Below are 26049 nucleotides of genomic sequence, written 5' to 3'. Positions count from 1 at the left end.
CCCCACTTGTCGCCGGAAGGGTCCTACCGGCCCAGCCGGTTGGCCGTGTGGACAGCCCGGAGCACGGCCGCGGCCTTGTTGCGGCACTCCTGGTCCTCGGCGAGCGGGTCGGAGTCGGCGACGATGCCGGCGCCCGCCTGGACGTACGCCGTGCCGCCCCGCAGCAGGGCCGTGCGGATGGCGATGGCGGTGTCGGAGTCGCCCGCGAAGTCGAGGTAGCCGACGCAGCCGCCGTACAAGCCGCGCCGGGACGGCTCGAGTTCGTCGATGATCTGCATCGCGCGGGGCTTGGGGGCGCCGGAGAGGGTGCCCGCCGGGAAGCAGGCGGTGAGGACGTCGAAGGCGGTGCGGCCCTCGGCGACCTTGCCGGTGACGGTGGAGACGATGTGCATCACGTGCGAGTACCGCTCGACGGACATGAAGTCGACGACCTCCACCGAGCCCGGCTCGCAGACCCGTCCGAGGTCGTTGCGCCCCAGGTCGACGAGCATGAGGTGCTCGGCGCGCTCCTTGGGGTCGGCGAGCAGTTCCTCGGCGAGCGCCTGGTCCTCCTGCGGGGTGGCCCCGCGGTGCCGCGTCCCGGCGATGGGGTGGACCATCGCATGCCCGTCCTCGACCTTGACCAGGGCCTCGGGGGACGAGCCCACGACGTCGAAGCCGTCGAAGCGGAACAGGTACATGTACGGCGAGGGGTTGGTCGCCCGCAGCACGCGGTAGACGTCCAAGGCGCTTGCCGTGCACGGCGTTTCGAAACGCTGGGAGGGGACGACCTGGAAGGCCTCCCCGGCCCGGATGCGCTCCTTGATGTCCTCGACGGCCTCCTGGAAGTCGGGGCCGCCCCACAGGGCCGTGTACTCGGGAAGCTCGGAGGGCGGGAGCACCGCGGGCGGCTGGGCGACCGGGCGCGAGAGGTCGGCCTCCATGGCGTCGAGGCGGGCGATCGCGTCCGCGTGGGCCTCGTCGACGCCCGTGTCGAGGTCGTTGTGGTTGATCGCGTTGGCGATCAGCAGGACCGAGCCCTCCCAGTGGTCCATGACGGCGAGGTCGCTGGTGAGGAGCATGGTCAGCTCGGGCAGTTTCAGGTCGTCCCGCTCCCCCGGGCCGATCTTCTCCAGGCGGCGCACGATGTCGTAGCCGAGATAGCCGACCATGCCGCCGGTGAAGGGTGGCAGGCCCTCCTGGTGCGGGGTGTGCAGGGCCTCGATGGTGGCGCGCAGGGCGACCAGCGGATCACCGTCGACGGGGACGCCGACGGGCGGGGCGCCGAGCCAGTGGGCCTGCCCGTCACGGGCCGTCAGGGTCGCTGCCGACCGCACGCCGACGAAGGAGTAACGCGACCAGGAGCGGCCGTTCTCCGCGGACTCCAGCAGGAAGGTGCCGGGGCGCTCGGCGGCGAGCTTGCGGTAGAGCGCGACCGGGGTGTCGCCGTCGGCGAGGAGCTTGCGCGTGACCGGGATGACGCGCCGGTCGGTGGCCAGCTTGCGGAAGGTCTCGAGGTCCATGGCGGCAGACCTTACTGATCCGTGGACGCTGCGCCGGAACCGGCGCCGTCCTTGACGAGCACGTCGGCGTCGAAGCAGGTGCGGGCGCCGGTGTGGCAGGCGGCGCCGACCTGGTCGACCTTGACCAGCACGGTGTCCGCGTCGCAGTCGAGGGCGACGGACTTGACCCACTGGAAGTGGCCGGAGGTGTCACCCTTCACCCAGTACTCCTGGCGGCTGCGCGACCAGTACGTGCAGCGGCCGGTGGTGAGGGTGCGGTGCAGCGCCTCGTCGTCCATCCAGCCGAGCATGAGCACCTCACCGGTGTCGTACTGCTGGGCGATGGCGGGGACGAGCCCGTCGGCGCTGCGCTTGAGGCGCGCGGCGATCTCCGGGTCGAGGCTGCTGGGGGGCGGCGTGCTGGTCATAGGGGCCATTGTGCCGCGCGCCACTGACAGTGACCGGGGGGTGTCCACTGGGCGGACCTGATACGTGGTCGTAGGCTGACTGCATGTCGACTTTCGCCAAGCGTGAACGACTTCTCCTGGCCGACCTGTTGGAGGCCGAGGGCCCGGACGCCCCGACCCTCTGCGAGGGCTGGCGGACCCGTGACCTCGCCGCGCACGTGGTGGTGCGCGAACGCCGACCCGATGCCGTCGGCGGCCTCCTGATCAAGCAGCTCGCGCCCCGCCTCGAACGGGTGATGGCGGAGTTCACCGCCAAGCCGTACGAGGAGCTGATCCAGCTCATCCGCACCGGCCCGCCGCGCTTCTCGCCGTTCCAGCTCAAGCAGGTCGACGAGCTGTCGAACACCGTCGAGTTCTATGTCCACACGGAGGACGTCCGCCGTGCGCGACCGGACTGGGCGCCGCGCGAGCTGGACCAGGTCTTCCAGGACACCCTGTGGTCCCGCCTCGAACGCTCGGCCCGCCTGATGGGCCGCAGCGCCCCGACGGGCCTGGTGCTGCGCCGCCCGGACGGCCAGACGGCGGTCGCCCATCGCGGAACCCCCGTGGTGACGGTGACCGGCGAACCGTCGGAGCTGCTGCTGTTCACCTACGGCCGGCAGAGCGCCGCCGATGTGGAACTGGACGGCGACAAGGACGCGGTCGCGAAGCTGCACGAGGCGAAGCAGCTGGGCATCTGAGGCAGCCGGCGGACCGGACCGGCGCCCCGGGCGCCGGTGCCGGTCGCGGTCGCGGTCAGCGGACCGGGTGCCCCGCCTCCCGCAGCGCCTGCTTCACCTCGCCGATGCGCAGGTCGCCGAAGTGGAAGACGGACGCCGCCAGCACCGCGTCCGCGCCCGCGCCGATGGCCGGCGGGAAGTCGGCCAGCCTGCCCGCGCCGCCCGAGGCGATCACCGGGACCGTCACGTGCTTGCGCACCGCGGCGATCATCTCCAGGTCGTAGCCGTCCTTCGTGCCGTCCGCGTCCATGGAGTTGAGCAGGATCTCGCCCGCGCCCAGCTCGGCGGCCCGGTGCGCCCACTCGACGGCGTCGATGCCGGTGCCGCGACGGCCGCCGTGGGTGGTGACCTCGAAGGTGCCCTCGGGGGTGCGGCGCGCGTCCACGGACAGGACCAGCACCTGGCGGCCGAAGCGCTCCGCGATCTCGCGTATCAGGTCGGGACGGGCGATCGCGGCCGTGTTGACGCCCACCTTGTCCGCGCCGGCCCGCAGCAGCTTGTCCACGTCCTCGGCCGTGCGGACACCTCCGCCGACCGTGAGCGGGATGAACACCTGCTCGGCGGTACGGCGGACCACGTCGTACGTCGTCTCGCGGTTGCCCGACGAGGCGGTGATGTCCAGGAACGTCAGCTCGTCGGCGCCCTCGGCGTCGTACACCTTGGCCATCTCGACGGGGTCGCCCGCGTCGCGCAGGTTCTGGAAGTTGACACCCTTGACGACCCGGCCGTTGTCCACGTCCAGGCAGGGGATGACTCGGACCGCCAGGGTCATGAATCCACGGCTCCTCTGTATGCCTTTAGCCTCGGAAGGCTTCCAGTTCCACTTCGACCAGGATGCGCGGGTCCACGAAGCCCTCCACGACCAGGAGGGTCGAGACCGGGCGCACCGTGTCGAACAGTTCCTTGTGGGCCCGGCCCACGGCGTCCACGTCCCGCGCATGGGTCAGGTACATCCGCGTACGGATCACGGACTCGACGCCGAGCCCGAGCTCACCGATCGCCTCGATCGCGCTGGTGAAGGCCACCTTGGCCTGCTCGTAGGGGTCGCCCTCCCCGTACAGCACGCTGCCCTTGAAGGACGTCGTGCCCGCCACCAGCACACGGTCGCCCGCCGCCACGGCGCGTGCGAAACCGAAGGACTCTTCCCAGGGACTTCCGCTCTGCACACGCCGTACGGCATCGCTCATGACGACACAGCCTCCAAGGCCTCTTCCAGGGTGAACGCCTTCGCGTACAGGGCCTTCCCGACGATGGAGCCCTCGACACCGAGGGGTACCAGTTCGGCGATGGCGCGAAGGTCGTCCAGGGACGACACGCCGCCGGACGCCACGACCGGGCGGTCGGTGGCCGCGCAGACGTTCCTCAGCAGCTCCAGGTTGGGGCCCTGGAGGGTGCCGTCCTTGGCGATGTCCGTCACCACGTAGCGCGCGCAGCCTTCCTTGTTGAGGCGCTCCAGCGTCTCGTAGAGGTCGCCGCCGTCGCGGGTCCAGCCGCGGCCGCGCAGGGTCGTGCCGCGTACGTCCAGGCCCACCGCGATCTTGTCGCCGTGCTCGGCGATGACCTTGGCGACCCACTCCGGGGTCTCCAGGGCGGCCGTGCCGAGATTCACCCGGGTGCAGCCGGTGGCCAGGGCGGCGGCCAGCGAGGCGTCGTCGCGGATGCCTCCGGACAGCTCCACCTTGATGTCCATCGCCTTCGCGACCTCGGCGATCAGCTCACGGTTGTCGCCGGTGCCGAACGCGGCGTCCAGGTCGACCAGGTGCAGCCACTCGGCGCCCGACCGCTGCCAGGCGAGGGCGGCCTCCAGGGGGGAGCCGTACGAGGTCTCCGTGCCGGACTCGCCGTGCACGAGGCGTACGGCCTGGCCGTCGCGGACGTCGACGGCGGGGAGGAGTTCGAGCTTGGCCATGGTCTACAGGGTTCCGATCCAGTTGGTGAGCAGCTGCGCTCCGGCGTCGCCGGACTTCTCGGGGTGGAACTGGGTGGCCCACAGGGCGCCGTTCTCGACGGCGGCCACGAAGGGCTTGCCATGCGTCGACCAGGTCACCTTGGGGGCGAGCATCGTCGGGTTGTGCGTCTCCAGCGCCCAGTCGTGGACGGCGTAGGAGTGCACGAAGTAGAAGCGCGCGTCGGCGTCCAGGCCGGCGAACAGCTGGGAGTCGGCGGGTGCCTCGACGGTGTTCCAGCCCATGTGCGGCACGATCTCGGCCTGCAGCGGCTCGACCGAGCCGGGCCACTCGTCGAGGCCCTCGGTCTCCACGCCGTGCTCGATGCCGCGCGCGAACAGGATCTGCATGCCCACGCAGATGCCCATGACCGGACGGCCGCCGGACAGCCGGCGGTCGACGATCCAGTCGCCGCGCGCCTCCTTCAGGCCCTGCATACAGGCGGCGAAGGCGCCCACGCCCGGCACCAGCAGGCCGTCCGCGTTCATGGCCTTGTCGAAGTCACGCGTGATCTCGACGTCCGCTCCGGTGCGCGCGAGGGCACGCTCGGCGGAGCGGACGTTCCCGAATCCGTAGTCGAAGACCACGACCTTCTTGGAGTTGCTCAATTCCACACCTCCAGCCTCAGGACGCCCGCGACCAGACACATCGCGGCGCTGACGGAGAGCAGCACGATCAGGCTCTTCGGCATCTGCTGCTTGACGAAGGAGATGATGCCGCCGACCAGGAAGAGGCCGACGACGATCAGGACGGTCGACAGTCCGTTCATGGCTTTACAGCGCGCCCTTCGTGGAGGGCAGGATGCCGGCCGCGCGCGGGTCGCGCTCCGAGGCGTACCGCAGGGCCCGCGCGAGCGCCTTGAACTGGCACTCCACGATGTGGTGCGCGTTGCGCCCGTACGGCACGTGCACATGCAGCGCGATCTGGGCCTGGGCGACGAAGGACTCCAGGATGTGCCGGGTCATCGTGGTGTCGTACTCGCCGATCATCGGCGCCATGTTCTCGGGCTCGGTGTGCACGAGGTACGGGCGGCCGGACAGGTCGACGGTCACCTGGGCGAGCGACTCGTCCAGGGGCACCGTGCAGTTGCCGAACCGGTAGATCCCCACCTTGTCGCCGAGCGCCTGCTTGAAGGCGGCGCCGAGCGCGAGGGCGGTGTCCTCGATGGTGTGGTGCGAGTCGATGTGCAGGTCGCCCTCGGTCTTCACGGTGAGGTCGAACAGACCGTGCCGGCCGAGCTGGTCGAGCATGTGGTCGTAGAAGCCGACCCCTGTCGACACATCGACCTTGCCGCTGCCGTCGAGGTCTATCTCGACGAGCACCGAGGTCTCCTTGGTGACCCGCTCGATTCTTCCGACGCGGCCTTCGCGAGTCATGCGCTGTGCTCCTTCTTCAGTTCACGTACCGCGTCCAGGAACGCGTCGTTCTCCTTGGGGGTTCCGGCGGACACCCGCAGCCACCCCGGGATGCCGTTGTCCCGTACCAGCACACCCCGGTCGAGGATCTTCTGCCAGGCGGTGTGGGAGTCGGCGAACCGCCCGAACTGCACGAAGTTCGCGTCGGACTCGACGACGTCGAAGCCGAGCGCGCGCAGCTCGCTCACCAGCCGGTCCCGCTCCGACTTCAGCTGCTCCACGTACTTCAGCAGCGTGTCGGTGTGCTCCAGGGCGGCCAGCGCGGTCGCCTGGGTGACCGCCGAGAGGTGGTACGGCAGCCGTACCAGCTGGACGGCGTCGACGACGGCCGGGTGCGCGGCGAGATAGCCGAGGCGCAGACCGGCCGCGCCGAAGGCCTTCGACATCGTCCGGGAGACGACGAGATTCGGCCGGCCCTCGATCAGCGGCAGCAGCGAGTCGCCGTGGCTGAACTCGATGTACGCCTCGTCCACGATCACCACGGACGGCTTCGCCGCCTGCGCGGCTTCGTACAGCGCGAGGACCGTCTCACGCGGGACCGCGTTGCCCGTGGGGTTGTTGGGGGTGGTGATGAAGACGACGTCCGGCTTGTTCTCGGCGATCCACCGCTTTGCGGCCGGGAGGTCGATCGTGAAGTCGGCGTTGCGCGGGCCCGAGATCCAGCCGGTGCCGGTGCCGCGCGAGATGAGCGCGTGCATCGAGTACGACGGCTCGAAGCCGATCGCGGTGCGGCCCGGTCCGCCGAAGGTCTGCAGCAGCTGCTGGATGACCTCGTTGGAGCCGTTGGCGGCCCAGACGTTCGCGAGCCCGACCTGGTGGCCGGAGGTGTCCGTCAGGTACTTGGCGAGCTGGGTGCGCAGCTCGACGGCGTCGCGGTCCGGGTAGCGGTTGAGGTCCCGGGCGGCCTCGCGGACGCGCTCCGCGATGCGCTCGACCAGCGGCTCGGGCAGCGGGTAGGGGTTCTCGTTGGTGTTCAGCCGTACGGGGACGTCCAACTGGGGCGCTCCGTAAGGGGACTTGCCGCGCAGCTCGTCCCGTACGGGGAGATCGTCGATTCCGAAGTTCACTTGCTCGCCGGTACCTTCCACCCGAACCTCGCCTTGATCGCCGCGCCGTGCGCGGGCAGGTCCTCCGCCTCCGCCAGCGTGACCACGTGGTGCGCGACCTCGGCCAGCGCGTCCTTCGTGTAGTCGACGATGTGGATGCCGCGCAGGAAGGACTGGACCGACAGGCCCGAGGAGTGGCAGGCGCAACCACCGGTCGGGAGCACGTGGTTGGAGCCGGCCGCGTAGTCGCCGAGGGAGACCGGCGCCCAGGGGCCGATGAAGATCGCGCCGGCGTTCTTCACGCGGTCGGCCACGGCGGCGGCGTCCGCCGTCTGGATCTCCAGGTGCTCGGCGCCGTAGGCGTCGACGACCCGGAGGCCCTCGTCGATGCCGTCGACGAGGACGATCGCGGACTGCCGGCCCTGCAAGGCAGGCACGATCCGGTCCTCGATGTGCCTGGTGGCCGCGACCTGCGGCTCCAGCTCCTTCTCGACCGCGTCGGCGAGTGCCACGGAGTCGGTGACCAGGACTGCGGCGGCCAGCGGGTCGTGCTCGGCCTGGCTGATCAGGTCGGAGGCGACGTGCACCGGGTCGGCCGTGTCGTCGGCGAGGACCGCGATCTCGGTGGGGCCGGCCTCGGCGTCGATGCCGATCTTGCCGGTGAAGTAGCGCTTGGCGGCGGCGACCCAGATGTTGCCGGGCCCTGTGACCATGTTGGCGGGCGCGCAGGACTCGGTGCCGTGCGCGAACATCGCGACGGCGGTCGCGCCACCGGCCGCGTACACCTCGTCGACGCCGAGCAGCGCGCAGGCGGCGAGGATCGTCGGGTGCGGAAGGCCCCCGAACTCCGCCTGGGCGGGCGAGGCGAGGGCGATGGACTCGACGCCGGCCTCCTGCGCCGGGACGACGTTCATGACCACGGAGGACGGGTAGACCGAGCGGCCGCCGGGCGCGTACAGCCCGACGCGCTCCACCGGCACCCACTTCTCGGTGACCGAGCCGCCCGGCACGACCTGGGTCGTGTGGGTCGTACGGCGCTGCTCACGGTGGACGAGCCGGGCGCGCCGGATGGACTCCTCCAGGGCCGCACGGACCGCCGGGTCGAGCTCCTCCAACGCGCGCGCGAGCGCCTCGGCGGGCACCCGGACCTGGTCCAGCCTGACCCCGTCGAACTTCTCGGCGAAGTCGATCAGCGCCGCGTCGCCCCGATGATGCACGGCTTCGCAGATCGGACGCACCTTCTCCAGGGCGGCCTGAACGTCGAAGTCGGCTCGGGGCAGCAGGTCGCGCAGGGCGGGGCCCTCGGGGAGGGCGTCGCCGCGCAGATCGATTCGGGAGATCACGTGCCCAATTCTCTCAGACGGGGGTCGGGCGCCGTTCGCACGTTCCAGTGGCTGATACGGAACCCCGGCGGAACCCGGAAGATCACCTTCACGTCCAGTGATTCGGGAGTTACCCAGCGGGCATGAACGGTTGTGCGAAGACAGGACTGGAGGAGTTGTGACTGAGGGGGTCGGCCTCCGCGTCGGAGACGCCGGAGACCTGCCGGACGATCTGACCGCCGCCGAGGCCGGCATGTGGCAGGCCTTCCGCAACGGCAGTGTGTACGACCTGAGCAGCGGGGACGCCGTCGTCGACGATCCGCACGGCGGGCACCCGTGGGGGCCCGAGCGGACCGTGCGGGCGCGGATCGTGTGCTGGCTGCTGCTGGACGGCCCGCCGGCGCTGGCGGGCCGGGTGTCCTCGCTGAAGCTGCGCGGGGTGCAGATCAGCGGCTCGCTGGACCTCGCGGGGGGCGTGGTGGTGCCGTACGTCGAGATGCGCGGCTGCCGTTTCGAGCGGGACGTGCTGCTGCCGGAGGCCCATTTCACGACCATGCGGATGGTGGACTGCTCGGTGCCCCGGCTGGAGGCCGCGCGTGTGCACACGGAGGGCGATCTGCACCTCCCCCGCTGCCGCTTCCTCAACGGCATCCGGCTGACCGACGCGCACATCGGTACGGATCTGCTGCTCAACCAGGCGATCGTCCACCGCGACCGCAGCGGCCGTTCGATCGCCGGCGACGGCCTGATGGTCGGCCAGGACCTGCAGGCCGAGCTGCTGGAGTCGCACGGCGAGCTGAGCCTGCGCAGCGCGAAGGTCGGCGTGTCGCTCAGCCTGCGCGGCGCGCGGCTGGCCAACCCGTACGGCAGGCTCGCGCTGAACGCGCCCCAGCTGAGCGTCGGACGCACGCTGTACCTGACGCCCGCGGGCGTCGGCGCCTCGATGCTGAGCGGTGCGACGCCCGCGCGCGGGACGCGGATCCAGCGGTTCGAGTGCCAGGGCGGGGTGCGCCTGGACGACGGGCGCTTCGAGGACGCGGTCGACCTGGAGCGGGCCCGGTTCGCCTTCACCGACGACCAGGAACTGTCCCTGCGCCGGGTACAGACGCCCGAGCTGCGCTTCCTCGGGGAGCGGCCGCAGCGCGGCAAGGTCGTCCTGTCGGGGGCGCGGGTGGTCAACCTGGTCGACCGGGCGAGCGCCTGGCCGGGTCCCGGCAATCTGCACATGGGCGGTTTCCAGTACGAGAACCTGGTGCCGCAGGGACCTTTCCCGCTGACCGAGCGGCTGGAATGGGTGACCGCCGCGACCGCCGAGTACAACCCGGAGCCGTACGAGCGACTCGCCTCCGTGCTGCGGGCCGGCGGTGAGGACGAGGACGCGCGCGAGGTGCTCCTCGCCAAGCAGCGCCGGCGCCGCGAGAGCCTGCCGATCGCCGCCAAGCTGTGGGGGTACGCGCAGGACTGGACGGTGGCCTACGGCTACCGGCCCGGCCGGGCCGCCGTGTGGATGGCGGTGCTGTGGGCGGCGGGCTCGCTGGCCTTCTCACATGCGAGCCATCCGCCGCTGCAGCCGGGCGCCCACCCGCCGTGGAACCCGGCCCTGTTCGCGCTGGACCTGCTGCTCCCGGTCATCGATCTGGGCCAGGTCGGAGTCTGGCAGCTGAGCGGCGGCTGGCAGTGGCTGTCGGCGGCGATGATCCTGCTCGGCTGGATCCTGGCGACGACGGTGGCCACGGGGGCGACGCGACTGCTGAGACGGAACTGAAGTCCTGGGAACACCCGGGTTTCGCACACAACAACGCAACACCTGTCGAACAGTCACCCTTTACCTGCACTTGACCGATCCGCGTACAACTTTCCGCGACTTGTCCGTGGGCCCTGGCGCAGGGTTGACCAGCGGCCTTTCAATGGTCGACACCATGGCTCTGCTGCATCCGTTCAGCCGCGCGGCCCGGACCCCCCGGACCGCTGCGCTCCCCGCCGCCGGACTCCCCGCCGACGACGAGGTGCTGCTCGACGTGCCCGACGACCGCCTCGGCTCCGCGCTGGTCGCGGCGGCGGGCGGCGAGCACGGCCCCGCCTCCGCGCTGCTCGCCGACACACGCACGCGCAGCGACTGGGAGACCCGCGACCGGTACGCGAGACGCCTCGCGGCCTTCGCGCGCGCCCGCCCGGAGTGGCTGGGGGCGTGGTACGCCGCCACCCCGCACGACCCGGACGTGCTGCTGCTCAAGGCCCAGCTGGCGGTGGACGACGCCTGGCGCTCCCCGGCGCGCGCCGAGCTGCTGCGCGAGGTGAGCCCCCTGATCACGGCTGCCGCGCGCGGCGACGACCACGACCCGGTGCCCTGGCGGCTCGCGCTGGACCATGCGCGCGGCACCGGCGCGGGCCCCAAGTACTTCGGCGAGCTGTGGGAGGCGGCACTGCGCCGCGCCCCGCACCACTACGGCTGCCATGTGGCGGCGCTGCGCTATCTGGCGGCGTCCTGGCAGGGCTCCCACCGCGAGTGCTTCGACTTCGCCGACCTGGCGGCGCAGGACGCCCCGGCCGATTCGCTCATCCAGGCGCTGCCGTCGCGGGCGGCCTTCGCCTGTCTGACGGACGGCGTCGACGAGGTGCCGCGCGCACGGCTGGACGCGGCGGCCGACCGGGCGATCGCGTTCTCCGCCCGCTTCCCGGCGGCCGACCCGTGGCCGTCCGAGATCCGCAACAAGCTGATGTACGTCCTCGTACGGCTCGACCGCTGGGAGGAGGCGCTCACCGAGCTGTACCGGATCGGCCCGTACGCCACGTCCTTCCCGTGGGGCCGGTTGTCGGACGACCCGCTGGCACTCTTCCTGAAGGTGCGCGGCGAGATCCTCGCCCGTACGACGGGCGTCATGCCCTCGCCCCGGCATCCACGAAGTGGGCGCGCCGGACGCGCCCGCTCCGCCGACCACTAGGCTCTTGCGTCGTGACCACCGTCCGTCTCCCGCTCTTCCCTCTGAACTCGGTGCTGTTCCCGGGGCTGGTACTGCCCCTGAACGTCTTCGAGGAGCGCTATCGCGCCATGATGCGCGACCTGCTCAAGACACCCGAGGACGAACCGCGCCGGTTCGCCGTCGTGGCGATCCGCGACGGCCACGAGGTGGCGCCGAGCGCGCCCGGCATGCCGGACCCCACGGCCCTGCCCGACCTCGGGCCCGCCGCGGGCTTCGGCCCCGACCCGGCGAAGTCGTTCCACGCGACGGGCTGCGTCGCGGACGCGGCGACCATCCGGGAACGCGAGGACGGCACCTTCGAGGTCCTGGCGACGGGCACGACCCGGGCGCGCCTGGTGTCCGTGGACGCGTCGGGCCCCTTCCTGACGGCGGACCTGGAGGAGCTCCCGGAACAGCCGGGCGACGAGGCCGGCGCACTGGCCGAGGGCGTGCTGCGGGCTTTCCGCCAGTACCAGAAACGCCTGGCGGGTGCGCGCGAACGGTCCCTCACGACCGGCGCCGACCTCCCGGACGAACCGGCCGTGGTCTCCTACCTGGTGGCGGCGGCGATGATGCTGGACACCCCCACCAAGCAGCGCCTGCTGCAAGCCCCGGACACCGCGTCCCGGCTGCGGGACGAGCTGAAACTCCTTCGCTCCGAGACGGCGATCATCCGTAACCTGCCGTCACTGCCGGCGTCGGAGCTGACGCGCGGCCGCACGAGCCTCAACTGAAGTCACCGCATCAGTCACTGCGAAGGCCGGAATGGCAAAGAAGCCGAAGAAGAACCAGCAGCAGGGCGGCACCCCCGCGACGGTCGCCCTGACGTCCGCCGGGGTGCCGTACACGGTCCACTCCTACGACCACGACCCGTCCCACCCGTCCTACGGCGAGGAGGCGGCGGAGGCGATGGGCGTGTCCCCGGACCGCGTCTTCAAGACCCTGGTCGCGGACGTGGACGGCGCCCTGACGGTGGCCGTGGTCCCCGTGGCGGGCCAGCTGGACCTCAAGGCCCTGGCCTTGGCGGTCGGCGGCAAACGGGCCACCATGGCGGACCCCGCCCTCGCCGAGCGCACCACGGGCTACGTCCGCGGCGGCATCTCCCCCCTGGGCCAGCGCAAGAAACTCCCCACGGTCCTGGACGCCTCGGCCTCCGCCCACGGCACGATCTGCATCTCGGCCGGCCGCCGCGGCCTGGAGGTGGAACTCTCCCCCGAGGACCTGACCAGACTCACCGAAGCGGTGGTGGCCCCCATCGGCCGTGCATGACCCCTCGACGACTGCCCGTCCCTCGGCTAAGTACGAGGGACATGTCGAAGAAAACCCGCAAACGCAAGTGGCGCACCAAGAAGGGCCGCTCCAACCACGGCCACCGCCCCGCGTAGGAGAACCGGCCGGGCTTGACCTTCTCAGCACGGCCGGATGCTTGATCTTTTCAGCCCGTCCGGAGGCTCGATCTTTTCAGCCCGTCCGGAGGCTCGATCTTCTCAGCCCGTCCGGAGGCTCGATCTTTTCAGCCCGTCCGGCGTTTGAGGACGAGGCCGTTCAGGCCGAAGCGGGGGTCTGGGGGCGCCAGCCCCCAGGGACGGGACGGGTAGGGGCGGCGGGGGCGAAAGAAACCCTGCGACCCCAAGGGCGCGCCCCTAGGCCATCGGCGCGCCATAAGGATCCTTGGGAACACCCCCGTGTTCCTGATACTGCTCCGGATCCCGAGGCCCGAACAACGCCGTCAACCCCAGATGCACCACCAGCGCAGCCAACGACCACGCCAACAACGCCCCCTTCGCCCCGAGCTTCAGCGGCGCAGAGAACGTAACCCCCTTGCCCACATGCTTCGCATGGGCGATCACATCCTGCGACGGCCCCAGCCACACCCCTAGCTTCCAGGCCAGCAACGACGCGAGCAGCCCCCCGACCCCCAGCGCCACCGCCAACGGCACACCCCCACGCCGCCGCCAGAAAAAGACCCCGAGCGCACTCACCGCTCCGAAGGCCACCGCAAGCAGCGTGAACGTTCCGTCCACCCCGATCGCCTGCTCCCCCTCACTGTCCGAGAGATAGACGACCCAGCTCTTGTCGACCACGTCACCGACGAGCGGCACATGCGGCGCCAGCCACCACCACAGCACCCCGAGCAGCGCGCCCGCGACCGTCACCGCCGCCGTGATCACGGCGGCCTCCCGCACTTCGGTCTTCATCCCGGGCCCGTCCTGTCCGTACGTGCCGTCCCACGTGACGTCATACGTCACAGGGGCCACGTACCCGGCAGCCGGGGGCTGCCACGCATTCTGCGAGGACTGTTCATGCGGCGGCGGAGGCGGAGTCAACGGTGCGGTCACCCTGCCATCGTGCCAGGCCCGTCCGTGCGGCGCGTCACCGGACGGCCGCCCGACGGTACGCCCACGTGGCGACGGCCAGTGAGACCACACCCACCCCGGCGCACACGGCGAGGTCCCCGGCCACGAAGGCCCAGTCGGGCTGCGCCCCGAAGGTCCGCGCGAAGGCCTCGACACCGTACGTCGACGGCAGCAGATCCCGCGCGAACCGCACGACCTCGGGCATCCGGTCGGCCGGCAGCACCCCGAGCAGCAGCGCCGCGGACATGCCCAACTGACCGAGCAGAGTGGCCAGTTCCGGCCGCGGAGCCAGCAGCCCGAGCGCCGCGCCCAGCCCGGCCAGCGCCGCCCCCGCCAGCGGGATCACCGCGGCGAGCACCCACAGATGCGCCAGCGGCAGCCCGAACAGCACGCATCCGAACACCGCCGTGACCACGGTCCCCGGCACGGTGAAGGACGCATACGCCCCGGCCGCCCCCAGCACCACGGACGCGGGCGGCACCGGCAGGGTCGCGTAATGGTCGAGCCCGCCGCTCGCCCGTAGCTGCCCGAAGTACTGCGCGAGCAGATTCAACGCGACGAACGCCACCACGAGCACCGACGCCCCGGCGACCACCGACTCGGCCTCGCCGCCGCCGTCCACGACCCCCCGCATCAGGATCATGATCCCGATCGACTGGAAGGTCGCCACGAACAGCAGCGGGATCCGGGCCACCCGCGCACGCGACAGCTGTGCCCGGTACACGGCGACGAGGGCCGGCCACATCCGCGCCCGCGGCCCGAGTTCGGCCGCGTCGCGGCCGTCCTCCTCCACGGCCAGGGCTCCGCCCGGCAGGACACCGGCGGGTACGACACTCACGACGCGCTGCTCCCCTTCTCGCTCGGGCCCACTGGGCCCACCGAGCCGATCGCTCGTAGGGACCATACGGCCGCGGCGGCCCGCGCACTCACACCGACGACAACGCTCATGCCTTCACCAGCCCCTGTTGCGCGGCGCCCCCCAGCGCCAGGTACACGTCCTCCAGGCTGGGCGTGGCCAGCGTGAAGTCGTCGAGCGCGGCGAAGGCGCTGCCTCCGGTGACCGTGGCGACGATCGCGCGGGCCTCCTCGGGGGCGAGCCTGAGCGTCCAGCGGCGCCCGGACTCGGCGGCCCGTTCACGCAGCGCGGCAACCTCGGGCACGTGCAGCGGCGCGCTCTCGCGCCACACCAGCTCGACCCGGACCTCCCCGGCGACCTGCTCCTTGAGCCCGGCGGGGGTGTCGCAGGCGATCACCCGCCCCTGGTCGAGGACGGCGACCCGGTCGAGAACCGTTTCCGCCTCGATGACGTTGTGGGTGACCAGCAGAACCGTCGTCCCGCGTTCGGCCCGCCGCCGGTCCACGGCCGCCCACACGGCCCGCCTGGCCACCGGATCCATCCCGGTGGTGGGCTCGTCGAGCACCAGCAGCGGTCGCTCCCCGACCAGTGCGGCGGCAAGACACGCCAGCCGCCGCTGTCCGCCGGACAGCTTCTTCAGCGGCCGCCCGGCAAGGGGCGTGAGCCCCAGTTCCTCCAGTACGGCATCCCGCTCGGCCCGCGCCTGACGGGCCTCCAGGCCGCGCAGCCGCCCGGTCGTCTCGGCGGCCAGGGACACGGTCAGTTCGTCGAGGGCGCTGGACTCCTGCCCCAGGTAGGCGAGGATCCGCGCGGCCCGCTCCGGGTGCCGCACGATGTCGTGCCCGAGGATCTCCACCCGCCCGGCGTCGGGCCGCATCAGCCCGGTCATCTGTCGTACGAGGGTGGACTTGCCCGCACCGTTCGGTCCGAGGAGACCGAAGATCTCGCCGCGCCGGATGTCGAGGTGCACATCGTCGGTGGCCCGCACCGCGGGCGTCCCCGGGGCACCCCGGCGTCCCCGCACCGCCGGATAGGTCTTGGTCAGTCCGCGCACCGCGCACACGACGTCCCCACCGTGCCGAAGTGCCTGTGCCGCGCGCGTACTCACAAAGGACGAGGGTACGGGGTCCGCGGGCCCCGCCCGCTCTCGGGTTGGTCCAAAGCGGCACAACCACCGGTAAAGAACCCGGTGAAGTACATGGTCAGCAGACCGGTGAGGAACTACTCACCCGCGGGAGCGTGCTCCGCCGCAGTCCGCACGTCGATCTCCCGCCAGAACCCGGCCCGGATCGCATACCGGTCGTGCTCGTCGATCTGGTCGTCCTTGTGGGCGAGCAGCCCGAACCGGGCGGCGTAACGCAGCAGCTCCCCGTCGATGCGGTGCGGGACGCGCGGGTACATCCCGGACAGCTTCTGCAGATGGCTCTGGTCGCCGAGGCGCTCCATCCAGCGCCGTGCGAACACCTGCCCGACCTCGTACGGGTCGCCGCCGACCGTGGTGATGTCCTCCTCGCGGTCGGCCCACCGCTGCTCGGCGGTGGTCAGCTGGGCCAGCGTCGGCATCGAGGCGGCCTCGGGGGCCTCCGCGGGGGGCCGGTCGACCCAGCCCTTGTCGGAGGACCAGCGCAGGGTGGCGTTCGCGGGATGCCGGTCGGGCTGCACCCCGGGGGCGCGCAGCGCGGCCAGGTCCTTCGGGGTGGGCACGCCCTTGGGTGCGGGCACCCGCTCCTGCGTGCCGTTCTCGGAGCGGGCCGCCGCGGGCGCGTGCTCGCCGTCCTCGGCGCTCCGCTCGGCCGCGGAGAGCGCGGACTCCGGCAGCGGCGCGGAGAGGATCGCGGCGATCTCGGGCCGCGGCACGGGTGGCGGTGCGCAGATCCCGCCGAGCTCCTTGGCCTGTACGGCCTTGGTGATCCACGTACGGTCGAGGACCCGCCGCTCGTCGGCCTCGGCGACCAGGTCCTCGGACTGGTTGTAGTCCCCGTCGGCGGCCTGCACGGCCCACAGGTGTACGGCGACGCCGTGCTCCTTGGCGGCCATCATGCCCGGCAGCAGATCGCCGTCGCCGGTGACGAGGACGATGTCGGAGCAGGCGCGGTTGCGGGCCAGCTCGGTGAGCTCGGCGTGCATGGCGGCGTCGACGCCCTTCTGCGCCCAGCGTCCGTCGCTGCGGGTCAGGGCGCCGAGCCGGACGGTGACCCGGGGCATCACGCGGAGCCTGCGGTGCTCGGGCTGCGGGACGCGGTCGGGGGCGCCGTCGAACCAGTAGATGCGCAGCAGCGGTCGTTCCGTGTCGGACTCGGCGCGTTCGCGGAGGGCCTGGATGAGGGCGGCGTGATCGACGGTGATGCGGGAGCGGGAGGGCTCCCCGGCAAGGAGACTGGCGGCGGCCCCCAGCAGATACCCGGCGTCCACCAGGACGATGCAGCGGTCCACGCGATCCACCCTCTTTCCGGGAGGTTTGCTTCGGGCTTCCTTCGAGTCTGCCCGACTACGCGGGGGTTAACGGCCCGAACTCGATCTTCGGCGTGGCGTTTCAGGTCCTCGCGCTCCGACAAACCATGTCACCGACGGTAATTATCCGAAATGCGCTCATTGTCAGCCTATGTGAATCTGGTCGCGGCCCTGGCCCCTAGACCCCCCACAGGAGGCAGATCACCATGGCCAAGAACAAGAAGCAGAACCGCAAACAGCCGCAGTCCGAGCGCAGTCCGCAGCAGACCGGGCAGTCCTCGATGGAAGCGCAGGCCGAGCAGCACGCCCCGCACCTCACGCCGGGCGACATGCCCCGCAAGGGCCGGCAGAAGAGCTTCGGTCACAACTGACATTTGCATAACGGGTTGTTGAGACCCAGGCACAGCCGAGGGGTGCACCTCGTTCAAGGTGCGCCCCTCGCGCTCGCTCATCTGCTCAGCCGGCCAGACAGGACGGTCCGAGCAGCACCTTCAGGTCTCCGAAGAGCGCCGGATCGGGCTTCACGCGATGCCGGTCCAGACGCAGGACGGTCGTCTTGGTCGGGCCCTGGAGCTTGATGCGGACCTCGCTGTCGCCCTTGTGGTGGCTGAGGATCTCGCCGAGGCGGCTGACCATCGGCGGGGTGACCCTCGTTGCCGGGATGGTGAGGATCACGGGCGCGTTGGTGCCCGCGTTGGACAGGTCCGGGACCTGGAGTTCCATCGCCACCAGCCGCGGCACGTCCTCCCGCTTGTCGAGCCGGCCCTTGACGAACACGACGGCGTCCTCGACGAGTTGGGTCGACACCAGCTGGTAGGTCGCCGGGAAGAACATGCACTCGATGGAGCCCGCGAGGTCCTCGACGGTGGCGATCGCCCAGGCGTTGCCCTGCTTGGTCATCTTGCGCTGCAGGCCCGAGATGATGCCGCCGATGGTGACGACCGCGCCGTCCGCGTGCTCACCGCCGGTGAGCTGGGCGATGCCCGCGTCGGCCTTGTCGGACAGCACGTGCTCCAGGCCGAAGAGCGGGTGGTCGGAGACGTACAGACCGAGCATCTCGCGTTCCTGGGCGAGCAGATAGGTCTTGTCCCACTCCTCGGTGGTGAACTCCACGTCGAGTCCGAAGCCGGGCTCGTTGCTCTCCTCCTCGCCCATGCCGCCGAAGAGGTCGAACTGGCCCTCGGCCTCCTTGCGCTTGACCGCGACCACGTTGTCGATCATCGACTCGAAGTGCGCGGTGAGGCCCTTGCGGGTGTGTCCCAGGGTGTCGAACGCGCCCGCCTTGATCAGCGACTCCGTGGTGCGCTTGTTGCAGGCGACCGCCTCGACCTTGTCGAGGTAGTCGGGGAAGGAGGCGTACTTGCCCTTGGCCTGGCGGCTCTTGATGATCGACTCGACCACGTTGGTGCCGACGTTGCGGACGGCCTCGAGGCCGAAGAGGATCACGTCGTCGCCCTGGGCGGCGAAGTTGTGCACCGACTCGTTGACGTTCGGCGGCAGCACCTTGATGCCCATGCGGCGGCACTCGTTGAGGTAGACCGCCGACTTGTCCTTGTCGTCCTTGACGGAGGTCAGCAGCGCGGCCATGTACTCGGCCGGGTAGTTCGCCTTGAGGTAGGCCGTCCAGTAGGAGACCAGTCCGTACGCGGCGGAGTGCGCCTTGTTGAAGGCGTAGCCGGCGAAGGGGACCAGCACGTCCCACAGGGCCTGGATGGCCTCGTCGCTGTAGCCGTTCTTCTGGGCGCCGGCCTGGAAGATGGTGAAGTTCTTCGCCAGTTCGTCGGGCTTCTTCTTGCCCATCACGCGGCGCAGGATGTCGGCCTCGCCGAGCGAGTAGCCGGCGATGATCTGGGCGGCCTTCTGCACCTGCTCCTGGTAGACGATCAGGCCGTAGGTGACGTCCAGGACCTCCTTGAGGGGCTCCTCCAGCTCCGGGTGGATCGGGGTGATCTCCTGGAGCTTGTTCTTGCGCAGCGCGTAGTTGGTGTGCGAGTCCATGCCCATCGGGCCGGGACGGTAGAGCGCGGAGACGGCGGAGATGTCTTCGAAGTTGTCGGGCTTCATCAGACGCAGCAGCGAACGCATGGGCCCGCCGTCGAACTGGAAGACGCCGAGGGTCTCGCCGCGCTGGAGGAGTTCGAAGGTCTTGGGGTCGTCCAGCGGGAGGCTGAGCAGCTCCAGGTCGATGCCCTTGTTGGACTTCACCATCTTGACGGCGTCGTCCATGATCGTCAGGTTGCGCAGGCCGAGGAAGTCCATCTTCAGCAGGCCGAGCGACTCACAGCTCGGGTAGTCCCACTGCGTGATGGTCACGCCGTCGGTGTGGCGCACCCACACGGGCACGTGCTCGGTGATGGTCTCGCTGGACATGATCACGCCGGCGGCGTGCACACCCATCTGCCGGACCAGGCCCTCGACGCCCTTGGCGGTGTCGATGACCTTCTTGACGTCCGGCTCGTTCTCGTACATCCCGCGGACCTCGCCCGCCTCCGAGTAGCGGGGGTGCGAGGGATCGGTGATGCCGTTGAGGTCGATGCCCTTGCCGAGGACGTCGGCGGGCATGGCCTTGGTGATGCGGTCGCCCATCGCGTACGGGTAGCCCAGCACGCGCGCGGAGTCCTTGATCGCGTTCTTGGCCTTGATCTTGCCGTACGTACCGATCATGGCGACCTTGTCGGCGCCGTACTTCTCGGTCACGTACCTGATCACCTCGACGCGCCTGCGCTCGTCGAAGTCGATGTCGACGTCGGGCATGGAGACGCGCTCGGGGTTGAGGAACCGCTCGAAGATCAGGCCGTGCGGGATCGGGTCGAGGTCGGTGATGCCCATGGCGTAGGCGACGATCGAGCCGGCCGCGGAGCCTCGGCCGGGGCCGACCGCGATGCCGTTGTTCTTGGCCCACATGATGAAGTCGGCGACGACGAGGAAGTAGCCCGGGAACCCCATCTGGATGATGACGTCCATCTCGTACTCGACCTGCTTCTGGCGGTCCTCGGGGATGCCGTCGGGGAAGCGGCGCTCCATGCCCCGGCGGACCTCCTCCTTGAACCAGGTGACCTCGGTGTAGCCCTCGGGGATGTCGAACTTCGGCATGAGGTTCTTCGCCTCGAACATGCCGGTGGTGTCGATCTGTTCGGCCACCAGGAGGGTGTTGCGGCAGCCCTCCTGCCAGGCGTCCGAGGAGTCGATGGCGTACATCTCGTCCGTGGACTTCAGGTAGTAGCCGGTGCCGTCGAACTTGAAGCGGTCCGGGTCGGAGAGGTTCTTGCCGGTCTGGATGCACAGCAGGGCGTCGTGGGCGGCCGCCTCGTGCGCGTACGTGTAGTGCGAGTCGTTGGTGACCAGCGGAGGGATGCCGAGCTTCTTGCCGATGTCGAGGAGACCGTCGCGGACCCGGCGCTCGATCTCGATGCCGTGGTCCATCAGCTCCAGGAAGTAGCGGTCCTTGCCGAAGATGTCCTGGTACTCGGCGGCCGACTTCAGCGCCTCGTCGTACTGGCCGAGCCGCAGCCGCGTCTGGAGCTCACCGGAGGGGCAGCCCGTGGAGGCGATCAGCCCCTCGGACCACTGGGAGATGGTCTCCTTGTCCATACGGGGCCACTTCTGCAGCCAGCCCTCGGCGTACGCGTCCGAGGAGAGGCGGAAGAGGTTGTGCAGACCCGTCGAGTTCGCCGCCCAGATCGTCTTGTGGGTGTAACCACCGGAACCGGAGACGTCGTCGCGCTTCTGGTGCGGCTGGCCCCACTGGATCTTGCGCTTGTTGCGCCGCGACTCCGGGGCGACATAGGCCTCGATACCGATGATCGGGGTGACCCCGGCCTTCTTCGCGGAATGGAAGAAGTCGTACGCCCCGTGCAGGTTTCCGTGGTCGGACATGGCGATATGGGTCATGCCCATCTCGTTGCACGCGTTGAACATGTCCTTGAGCCGCGCGGCACCGTCCAGCAGCGAGTACTGGGTGTGGACGTGCAGGTGCGTGAACGGCGGCTTTGACACGGTTCGGCCTCCAAAGGAAACGCGCGGCGACGGGCTGGCGGACAGTCCTGGGGTCAGCGTCGAAGTCTATGCCTCGGGACTGACAATCCGGGGGCTGCCCCGCGTACCTTCACTGCGAGGATCGCGGGCACTTCCGCGCACCCTCGACCGTTGCAAAAAGCAGAAACGCCGTCGTACACATCAAGGCACCAGGAGGCACCCCGCGATGTCGGTTCCCCAGCTCAACGACGAGCAGCGCGGCGAGGAGATCCTCGCCGTCTTCGACACCGCCTTCGGCCGGCTCCTGGCCGCCGACCCGGCCGCGTTCCGCGTGAAGTTCCGCAAGATGGCCGCCTCGGCCTTCGCGTTCTACCGGGGCACGGCGTGCCTCTTCTACCACGACCTGGAGGCGGAGAAGCGGGGCGGCCCGTACCTGGACGAGCGCACCTCGCGCGTGTGGATCCACGGCGACCTGCACGCGGAGAACTTCGGCACGTACATGGACGCGAACGGCCGTCTGATCTTCAACGTCAACGACTTCGACGAGGCGTACGTGGGCCCCTTCACCTGGGACCTGAAGCGGTTCTCCGCCTCCATCGCCCTCATCGGCTACGCGAAGGCGCTCGCCGACGACCAGATCACCGAGCTGGTCGAGGTGTACGCGGGCGCGTACCGCGAGCGCATCCACGCCCTGGCGACCGGCGCGAAGAGCGACGAGGTGCCTCCGTTCACGCTCGACACCGCGCAGGGGCCGCTCCTGGACGCCCTGCGTGACGCGCGCTCCCTGACCCGCTTCGGGCTGCTGGACTCGATGACGGAGATCCGCGACTTCGAGCGCCGCTTCGCGCCCGGCGGCGGCTCCATCGAGCTGGACGCCGCCACCCGCTACAAGGTCCTCGCCGCCTTCGACGGCTATCTGGAGACGCTGCCGGACGCCTCCCTGGCCCGCCCTGACTCGTACCGGGTGAAGGACGTGGTGGGCCGCCGGGGCATCGGCATCGGATCGGCCGGTCTGCCGTCGTACAACATCCTGCTGGAGGGCCACAGCGACGCCCTGGAGAACGATGTGGTGATCTACATCAAGCAGGCCCAGACCCCGGCCGTCTCCCGGCACATCACCGACCCGGCGATCCGCGACTACTTCCAGCACGAGGGCCACCGCACGGTGATCTCCCAGCGCGCCCTGCAGGCGCACGCGGACCCGTGGCTGGGCTGGACCGAGCTGGACGGCGCGGGCCAGCTGGTCGCCGAGGTGTCGCCGTACGCCGTGGACCTGGACTGGGGCGACATCGACGACCCGGAGGAGATCGCGGCGGTCGTCGCCGACCTGGGCCGGGCCACGGCCACCATGCACGCGGCGGCGGACGACCAGTCGGGCGAGTCCCTGGTGCCGTTCTCCACCGAGCGGGCCATCGACGCGGCGATCGCCGCCGACGAGGACGGTTTCGCGGGCGTCCTGACGGACTTCGCGCACGGCTACGGCGCACGCGCGCGTGCCGACCACCAGATCTTCGTGGACCTGTTCCGCAACGGCCGGATCCCGGGTCTCTAACGGTCTGCTGTCGGTCCGCTGTCTCACAGGGCACTTTTAGGGGTCCCTTACAGGACCTCGTGACACACTCTCCACGCTATGGACATATCCGGGACCCGCATCAGAGCGCTTCGCGCGGCGCTGTTCACGGCACTCGTCGTGACGCTCAGCACCGCGTCGCACGTGCTGCTGTCGCGGGTCCCGCTGCCGCTCAACACAGTGGCCGCGGTCGCCGCCGCCGTGTTCACGTTCGCCTACGCCCTGGCCGGCCGGGAGCGCGGTTTCGTGCGGATCGCCGCCCTGCTGATCCCGCTGGAGCTGGCCGCCGACACGGTCTTCACCACCGGCCAGCACGTCTGCTACGGCCGCGCGGGCGGACCCGTCGCGGGCCCCCTGCGTTCGGTCGGCTTCGACGTGCTGTGCGGCAACGGCACCGGCATCGGCTCCGGGGCGACCGCCCCGCTGGCCCGCGTGACCGGCACCGGCACCGACCGGCTCGCCGCCCTGCTCGCGCACGCCGACCCGGCCACCGCCTGGCTGCTGCTGGCCGCTCATGTCGGCGTCGGTCTGCTGGCCGCCGCCTGGCTGCGCCGCGGTGAGCGGGCGCTGGCCCAGCTGGTCCGCGCGGTGGCCGCGACCACCTTCCGTCCGCTGCTGCTGGCGGTCGCCGCGGTGACGGTCCGGCCGGCCGCGTCGGCGCCCCGCGTACGGCACACCGGCAGCCCCGCGGCCGGCGCCCGCGAGCGGATCCTCGTGCACTCCCTGGGACGGCGTGGCCCGCCGTGCTCGGTCGTCCTCGCCTGAGCGACACCCGGTGCGCTGCCCAGCACGCACCGTCCTTGCGCACAGCACCTGAGCACGACCAGTCCCCCACACGTATCCCGCGTACGACATATGCGGGTCCCACATGGAGAACACCGACATGAGCAAGCGGAACAGCCAGGCCTCGAAGACGGCGGCCCGAGAGCGGCTGCGGCAGGAGCGCGAGCGCCAGGCCAAGAGGGCCAAGGCCAAGCGGCAGGCCATCGTGGCCGGTTCGGTCGTGGCCGTACTGGCGGCGGCCGGCGGCATAGGTTACGCCGTCGTCCAGGCCAACAAGCCCAGCTACTGGGAGGGCCTGAAGGACGCCAAGGTCACGGCCCCCGCCAACACCACGGGGACCGACGGCACCACGGTCGTCATCGGCAAGAGCACCGCCAAGAAGACCCTCAAGGTCTACGAGGACCCGCGCTGCCCCGTGTGCGCCCAGTTCGAGCAGGTCGTCGGCCCCACCTTCAAGAAGGACCTCGACGAGGGCAAGTTCAAGTTCCAGTACGTCGGCGCCACGTTCATCGACCGGAAGGACAACGGTGAGGGCTCCAAGAACGCGCTGAGCGCTCTGGGTGCCGCGCTGAACGTCAGCGACCAGGCCTTCCTCGACTACAAGACCGCGATGTACTCGACGAAGTGGCACCCGGACGAGACGCAGGACAAGTTCAAGGACGACTCCTACCTCATCAAGATCGCCCAGACCGTGCCCGCGCTGAAGGACAACACGAAGTTCCAGGACGCGGTCAAGAAGGGCACCTACGACGCCTGGGCGGTGGCCATGTCGAAGACCTTCGACGACAACAAGGACGGCGTGACCGGCACTCCGGGCTTCGTCATGGACGGCAAGCAGCTCTTCGCCGACGGCAAGAGCACGCCGCTGCTGACGGTGGCCGACTTCGACCGGGTGGTGGGCGCGGCCCTCAAGGGCTGACGCCGCAAAGGGCCGACGCCGAGGGGAAGTCCGGCCTCCGCATGAAGAGCGGGCGAACATTCCGGGTTCGCCCGCTCTCACGCATACCGATCAGTAACCTGTTCGGTCGTGACCAGTCGATACAGATCATCCGAGGCGTCCCAGGCCCTCAACTCGCTCTCTCCACGCCGCCGTACGGTCGTCAAGGCCGCGGCGGCCACCGCTGTCCTGGCCGGACCGCTCGCCGCCGCGCTCCCGGCCCGCGCGGCCGCTGACGCTCCCGCCTTCCTGCACGGTGTGGCCTCGGGCGACCCGCTGCCCGACGGCATCCTGCTGTGGACCCGGGTGACGCCCACCCCCGAGGCCATACCCGGCTCGGGGCTCGGCCCGGACACCGAGGTCAGCTGGATCGTCGCCAAGGACAAGGCGCTGACGAACATCGTCGCCAAGGGCTCGACCACGGCGAGTGCCGCCTCCGACCACACCGTCAAGGCGGACATCCGGGGCCTGGAGCCGGCCACCGACTACTGGTTCCGGTTCTCCGCCGGCCCCACCGACTCCCCGGTCGCCCGCACCCGCACGGCTCCCGCCGCCGACGCCGCCGTGCCGGGCCTGCGCTTCGGCGTGGTGTCCTGCGCCAACTGGGAGGGCGGCTACTTCGCCGCGTACCGCCATCTCGCGGCCCGGGGCGACCTGGACGCCTGGCTGCACCTGGGCGACTACATCTACGAGTACAAGTCCGGCGAGTACGCGGCCCGCGGCACCGTCGTCCGTCCGCACGCGCCGACGAACGAGATCCTCACGCTCGCCGACTACCGCACCCGGCACGGCAAGTACAAGACCGACCCGGATCTGCAGGCCCTGCACCACAAGGCGCCGGTCGTCGCGATCTGGGACGACCACGAGTTCGCCGACAACGCGTGGTCCGGCGGCGCGGTCAACCACACCGAGGGCGCCGAGGGCACCTGGACCGACCGCAAGGCGGCCGCCAAGCAGGCCTACTTCGAGTGGATGCCGGTCCGCCCGGCGATCGCGGGCACCACCTACCGCCGGCTGCGCTTCGGCAAGCTCGCCGACCTCTCCCTCCTGGACCTGCGCTCGTTCCGCTCCCAGCAGGCCTCCACCGGCTCCGGATCGGTCGACGACCCGGACCGTACGATCACCGGGCGGGCCCAACTCGACTGGCTGAAGGCCGGGTTGAAGGCCTCCGACACCACCTGGCGGCTGGTGGGCAACTCGGTGATGATCGCGCCGTTCGTCATCGGCTCGCTCACCGCCGACCTGCTCAAGCCGCTGGCCAAGCTGCTGAGCCTGCCGCAGGACGGCCTCGCCGTGAACACCGACCAGTGGGACGGCTACACGGACGACCGCCGCGAGCTGCTCGCGCATCTGACCTCGAACGCGATCCGCAACACGGTCTTCCTGACCGGCGACATCCACATGGCGTGGGCCAACGACGTGCCGGTGGACGCAGGCACGTACCCGCTGTCGGCCTCGGCGGCCACGGAGTTCGTCGTCACCTCGGTGACCTCCGACAACCTCGACGACATCGTGAAGGTCCCCGAGGGCACGGTCTCCGCGATCGCCTCGCCGATCATCAAGGCGGCCAACCGGCACGTCCACTGGGTCGACACCGACCGCCACGGCTACGGCGTCCTGGACATCACCGCCGAGCGCGCGCAGATGGACTACTACGTGCTGTCCGACCGCACGAAGGCCGACGCGACCTCGGCCTGGGTGCGTTCGTACCGCACGCGCACCGGCACGCAGAAGGTCGAGCGGACGTACGACCCCGTATAGAGG

Annotated in this window: 25 protein-coding genes; 10 read left to right on the top strand and 15 right to left on the bottom strand. The window is 70.5% G+C overall.

Features of this window, described 5'->3' with window-relative positions; translation table 11 throughout:
- Positions 1 to 23 precede the first annotated feature (23 nt).
- Positions 24 to 1502 carry an anthranilate synthase component I gene (locus tag ACFY1E_RS42175; RefSeq protein ID WP_389086351.1) on the bottom strand — a complete coding sequence of 493 codons (1479 nt, stop codon included), beginning with the start codon at positions 1500 to 1502 and terminating at the stop codon, positions 24 to 26.
- A gap of 11 nt (positions 1503 to 1513) precedes the next feature.
- Positions 1514 to 1909: a phosphoribosyl-AMP cyclohydrolase gene (hisI, locus tag ACFY1E_RS42170; RefSeq protein WP_115913582.1), complete on the bottom strand. Its 396-nt coding sequence runs from the start codon at positions 1907 to 1909 to the stop codon at positions 1514 to 1516.
- A gap of 83 nt (positions 1910 to 1992) precedes the next feature.
- On the opposite strand from hisI, the gene ACFY1E_RS42165 reads away from it, so the two are divergent.
- Positions 1993 to 2628: a TIGR03085 family metal-binding protein gene (locus tag ACFY1E_RS42165; protein WP_389086348.1), complete on the top strand. Its 636-nt coding sequence runs from the start codon at positions 1993 to 1995 to the stop codon at positions 2626 to 2628.
- A 55-nt stretch (positions 2629 to 2683) separates the two neighbouring features.
- On the opposite strand, the gene hisF is transcribed toward ACFY1E_RS42165, so the two are convergent.
- Genes hisF through hisD form a run of 8 tightly spaced genes read right to left on the bottom strand, consistent with a single transcriptional unit; the run spans position 2684 to position 8417 of the window.
- A complete protein-coding gene (gene hisF, locus ACFY1E_RS42160) occupies positions 2684 to 3439 on the bottom strand; it encodes an imidazole glycerol phosphate synthase subunit HisF (RefSeq protein WP_389086346.1) in 756 nt (251 codons plus the stop codon).
- A gap of 25 nt (positions 3440 to 3464) precedes the next feature.
- Positions 3465 to 3854 (bottom strand): RidA family protein, encoded by a 390-nt coding sequence (locus ACFY1E_RS42155; RefSeq protein WP_389086343.1) that lies wholly within the window; start codon positions 3852 to 3854, stop codon positions 3465 to 3467.
- Entirely contained in the window at positions 3851 to 4576 is a 726-nt protein-coding gene (gene priA, locus ACFY1E_RS42150) for a bifunctional 1-(5-phosphoribosyl)-5-((5-phosphoribosylamino)methylideneamino)imidazole-4-carboxamide isomerase/phosphoribosylanthranilate isomerase PriA (RefSeq protein WP_023551466.1), read from the bottom strand. The genes ACFY1E_RS42155 and priA overlap by 4 nt, the downstream gene beginning before the upstream one ends.
- A gap of 3 nt (positions 4577 to 4579) precedes the next feature.
- Positions 4580 to 5221, bottom strand: a complete 642-nt coding sequence (hisH, locus tag ACFY1E_RS42145) for an imidazole glycerol phosphate synthase subunit HisH (protein ID WP_115908698.1) — start codon at positions 5219 to 5221, stop codon at positions 4580 to 4582.
- Positions 5218 to 5382, bottom strand: coding sequence for a hypothetical protein (locus ACFY1E_RS42140; RefSeq protein WP_030932891.1), 165 nt, complete (start codon positions 5380 to 5382; stop codon positions 5218 to 5220). The genes hisH and ACFY1E_RS42140 overlap by 4 nt, the downstream gene beginning before the upstream one ends.
- Before the next feature lie 4 nt (positions 5383 to 5386).
- Complete coding sequence (gene hisB / locus ACFY1E_RS42135) at positions 5387 to 5989, bottom strand: imidazoleglycerol-phosphate dehydratase HisB (RefSeq protein WP_385239426.1); 603 nt, start codon at positions 5987 to 5989, stop codon at positions 5387 to 5389.
- Positions 5986 to 7095 (bottom strand): histidinol-phosphate transaminase, encoded by a 1110-nt coding sequence (locus ACFY1E_RS42130; protein ID WP_389086338.1) that lies wholly within the window; start codon positions 7093 to 7095, stop codon positions 5986 to 5988. Before ACFY1E_RS42130 ends, hisB begins: the two co-directional genes overlap by 4 nt.
- Entirely contained in the window at positions 7092 to 8417 is a 1326-nt protein-coding gene (gene hisD, locus ACFY1E_RS42125) for a histidinol dehydrogenase (RefSeq protein WP_389086336.1), read from the bottom strand. The genes ACFY1E_RS42130 and hisD overlap by 4 nt, the downstream gene beginning before the upstream one ends.
- Positions 8418 to 8574: 157 nt before the next feature.
- On the opposite strand from hisD, the gene ACFY1E_RS42120 reads away from it, so the two are divergent.
- From ACFY1E_RS42120 to ybaK, 4 genes are all read left to right on the top strand, one after another.
- On the top strand, positions 8575 to 10161 hold the full coding sequence (locus ACFY1E_RS42120; RefSeq protein ID WP_389086333.1) for an oxidoreductase: 1587 nt from the start codon (positions 8575 to 8577) through the stop codon (positions 10159 to 10161).
- A 142-nt stretch (positions 10162 to 10303) separates the two neighbouring features.
- Entirely contained in the window at positions 10304 to 11338 is a 1035-nt protein-coding gene (locus tag ACFY1E_RS42115) for a hypothetical protein (RefSeq protein WP_389086331.1), read from the top strand.
- 11 nt (positions 11339 to 11349) lie between these two features.
- Positions 11350 to 12090, top strand: a complete 741-nt coding sequence (locus ACFY1E_RS42110; protein ID WP_389086328.1) for an LON peptidase substrate-binding domain-containing protein — start codon at positions 11350 to 11352, stop codon at positions 12088 to 12090.
- 31 nt (positions 12091 to 12121) lie between these two features.
- The gene (gene ybaK, locus ACFY1E_RS42105) at positions 12122 to 12625 is read left to right on the top strand and encodes a Cys-tRNA(Pro) deacylase (protein ID WP_389086326.1); all 504 of its coding nucleotides are present in this window, start codon (positions 12122 to 12124) and stop codon (positions 12623 to 12625) included.
- Positions 12626 to 12999: 374 nt separating this feature from the next.
- Here the strand turns inward: ybaK and ACFY1E_RS42100 are convergent, their stop codons facing one another.
- The 4 genes from ACFY1E_RS42100 to ACFY1E_RS42085 form a co-directional block, all read right to left on the bottom strand.
- Positions 13000 to 13695, bottom strand: a complete 696-nt coding sequence (locus tag ACFY1E_RS42100) for an AAA family ATPase (protein WP_389086323.1) — start codon at positions 13693 to 13695, stop codon at positions 13000 to 13002.
- A gap of 34 nt (positions 13696 to 13729) precedes the next feature.
- On the bottom strand, positions 13730 to 14551 hold the full coding sequence (locus ACFY1E_RS42095; protein WP_389086320.1) for an ABC transporter permease: 822 nt from the start codon (positions 14549 to 14551) through the stop codon (positions 13730 to 13732).
- Positions 14552 to 14657: 106 nt separating this feature from the next.
- Entirely contained in the window at positions 14658 to 15632 is a 975-nt protein-coding gene (locus ACFY1E_RS42090; protein WP_389086517.1) for an ABC transporter ATP-binding protein, read from the bottom strand.
- 158 nt (positions 15633 to 15790) lie between these two features.
- On the bottom strand, positions 15791 to 17002 hold the full coding sequence (locus ACFY1E_RS42085) for an NYN domain-containing protein (protein ID WP_389086318.1): 1212 nt from the start codon (positions 17000 to 17002) through the stop codon (positions 15791 to 15793).
- Positions 17003 to 17226: 224 nt separating this feature from the next.
- Here ACFY1E_RS42085 and ACFY1E_RS42080 point away from each other — a divergent pair, with 224 nt between their 5' ends.
- Positions 17227 to 17391, top strand: coding sequence for a hypothetical protein (locus ACFY1E_RS42080; protein ID WP_389086315.1), 165 nt, complete (start codon positions 17227 to 17229; stop codon positions 17389 to 17391).
- An 85-nt stretch (positions 17392 to 17476) separates the two neighbouring features.
- Here ACFY1E_RS42080 and dnaE read toward each other — a convergent pair whose 3' ends face one another.
- Positions 17477 to 21016 carry a DNA polymerase III subunit alpha gene (gene dnaE, locus ACFY1E_RS42075; protein WP_389086313.1) on the bottom strand — a complete coding sequence of 1180 codons (3540 nt, stop codon included), beginning with the start codon at positions 21014 to 21016 and terminating at the stop codon, positions 17477 to 17479.
- A 205-nt stretch (positions 21017 to 21221) separates the two neighbouring features.
- On the opposite strand from dnaE, the gene ACFY1E_RS42070 reads away from it, so the two are divergent.
- The 4 genes from ACFY1E_RS42070 to ACFY1E_RS42055 all read left to right on the top strand — a co-directional run bounded on the left by ACFY1E_RS42070 (position 21222) and on the right by ACFY1E_RS42055 (position 26046).
- The gene (locus ACFY1E_RS42070; protein WP_389086310.1) at positions 21222 to 22547 is read left to right on the top strand and encodes a DUF2252 domain-containing protein; all 1326 of its coding nucleotides are present in this window, start codon (positions 21222 to 21224) and stop codon (positions 22545 to 22547) included.
- Between the two features lie 78 nt (positions 22548 to 22625).
- Entirely contained in the window at positions 22626 to 23330 is a 705-nt protein-coding gene (locus tag ACFY1E_RS42065; RefSeq protein ID WP_389086308.1) for a hypothetical protein, read from the top strand.
- Between the two features lie 118 nt (positions 23331 to 23448).
- Entirely contained in the window at positions 23449 to 24267 is an 819-nt protein-coding gene (locus ACFY1E_RS42060; RefSeq protein WP_389086305.1) for a thioredoxin domain-containing protein, read from the top strand.
- A gap of 108 nt (positions 24268 to 24375) precedes the next feature.
- The gene (locus tag ACFY1E_RS42055) at positions 24376 to 26046 is read left to right on the top strand and encodes an alkaline phosphatase D family protein (protein WP_389086303.1); all 1671 of its coding nucleotides are present in this window, start codon (positions 24376 to 24378) and stop codon (positions 26044 to 26046) included.
- The last annotated feature ends 3 nt before the right edge of the window (positions 26047 to 26049 follow it).

This window comes from Streptomyces sp. NPDC001604 (assembly GCF_042893475.1).
GTDB lineage: Bacteria > Actinomycetota > Actinomycetes > Streptomycetales > Streptomycetaceae > Streptomyces.
This window is presented reverse-complemented; position numbering and strand designations above follow the sequence as displayed.

Excerpts from the sequence above, each read along its gene's own strand:
- ACFY1E_RS42140 (WP_030932891.1), bottom strand. The coding sequence starts at position 5,382 with ATGAACGGACTGTCGACCGTCCTGATCGTCGTCGGCCTCTTCCTGGTC.
- ACFY1E_RS42155 (WP_389086343.1), bottom strand. The coding sequence starts at position 3,854 with ATGAGCGATGCCGTACGGCGTGTGCAGAGCGGAAGTCCCTGGGAAGAG.
- ACFY1E_RS42165 (WP_389086348.1), top strand. The coding sequence starts at position 1,993 with ATGTCGACTTTCGCCAAGCGTGAACGACTTCTCCTGGCCGACCTGTTG.
- hisI (WP_115913582.1), bottom strand. The coding sequence starts at position 1,909 with ATGACCAGCACGCCGCCCCCCAGCAGCCTCGACCCGGAGATCGCCGCG.
- ACFY1E_RS42060 (WP_389086305.1), top strand. The coding sequence starts at position 23,449 with ATGAGCAAGCGGAACAGCCAGGCCTCGAAGACGGCGGCCCGAGAGCGG.
- ybaK (WP_389086326.1), top strand. The coding sequence starts at position 12,122 with ATGGCAAAGAAGCCGAAGAAGAACCAGCAGCAGGGCGGCACCCCCGCG.
- hisB (WP_385239426.1), bottom strand. The coding sequence starts at position 5,989 with ATGACTCGCGAAGGCCGCGTCGGAAGAATCGAGCGGGTCACCAAGGAG.
- ACFY1E_RS42115 (WP_389086331.1), top strand. The coding sequence starts at position 10,304 with ATGGTCGACACCATGGCTCTGCTGCATCCGTTCAGCCGCGCGGCCCGG.
- priA (WP_023551466.1), bottom strand. The coding sequence starts at position 4,576 with ATGGCCAAGCTCGAACTCCTCCCCGCCGTCGACGTCCGCGACGGCCAG.
- ACFY1E_RS42070 (WP_389086310.1), top strand. The coding sequence starts at position 21,222 with ATGTCGGTTCCCCAGCTCAACGACGAGCAGCGCGGCGAGGAGATCCTC.
- ACFY1E_RS42065 (WP_389086308.1), top strand. The coding sequence starts at position 22,626 with ATGGACATATCCGGGACCCGCATCAGAGCGCTTCGCGCGGCGCTGTTC.
- hisF (WP_389086346.1), bottom strand. The coding sequence starts at position 3,439 with ATGACCCTGGCGGTCCGAGTCATCCCCTGCCTGGACGTGGACAACGGC.
- ACFY1E_RS42175 (WP_389086351.1), bottom strand. The coding sequence starts at position 1,502 with ATGGACCTCGAGACCTTCCGCAAGCTGGCCACCGACCGGCGCGTCATC.
- ACFY1E_RS42080 (WP_389086315.1), top strand. The coding sequence starts at position 17,227 with ATGGCCAAGAACAAGAAGCAGAACCGCAAACAGCCGCAGTCCGAGCGC.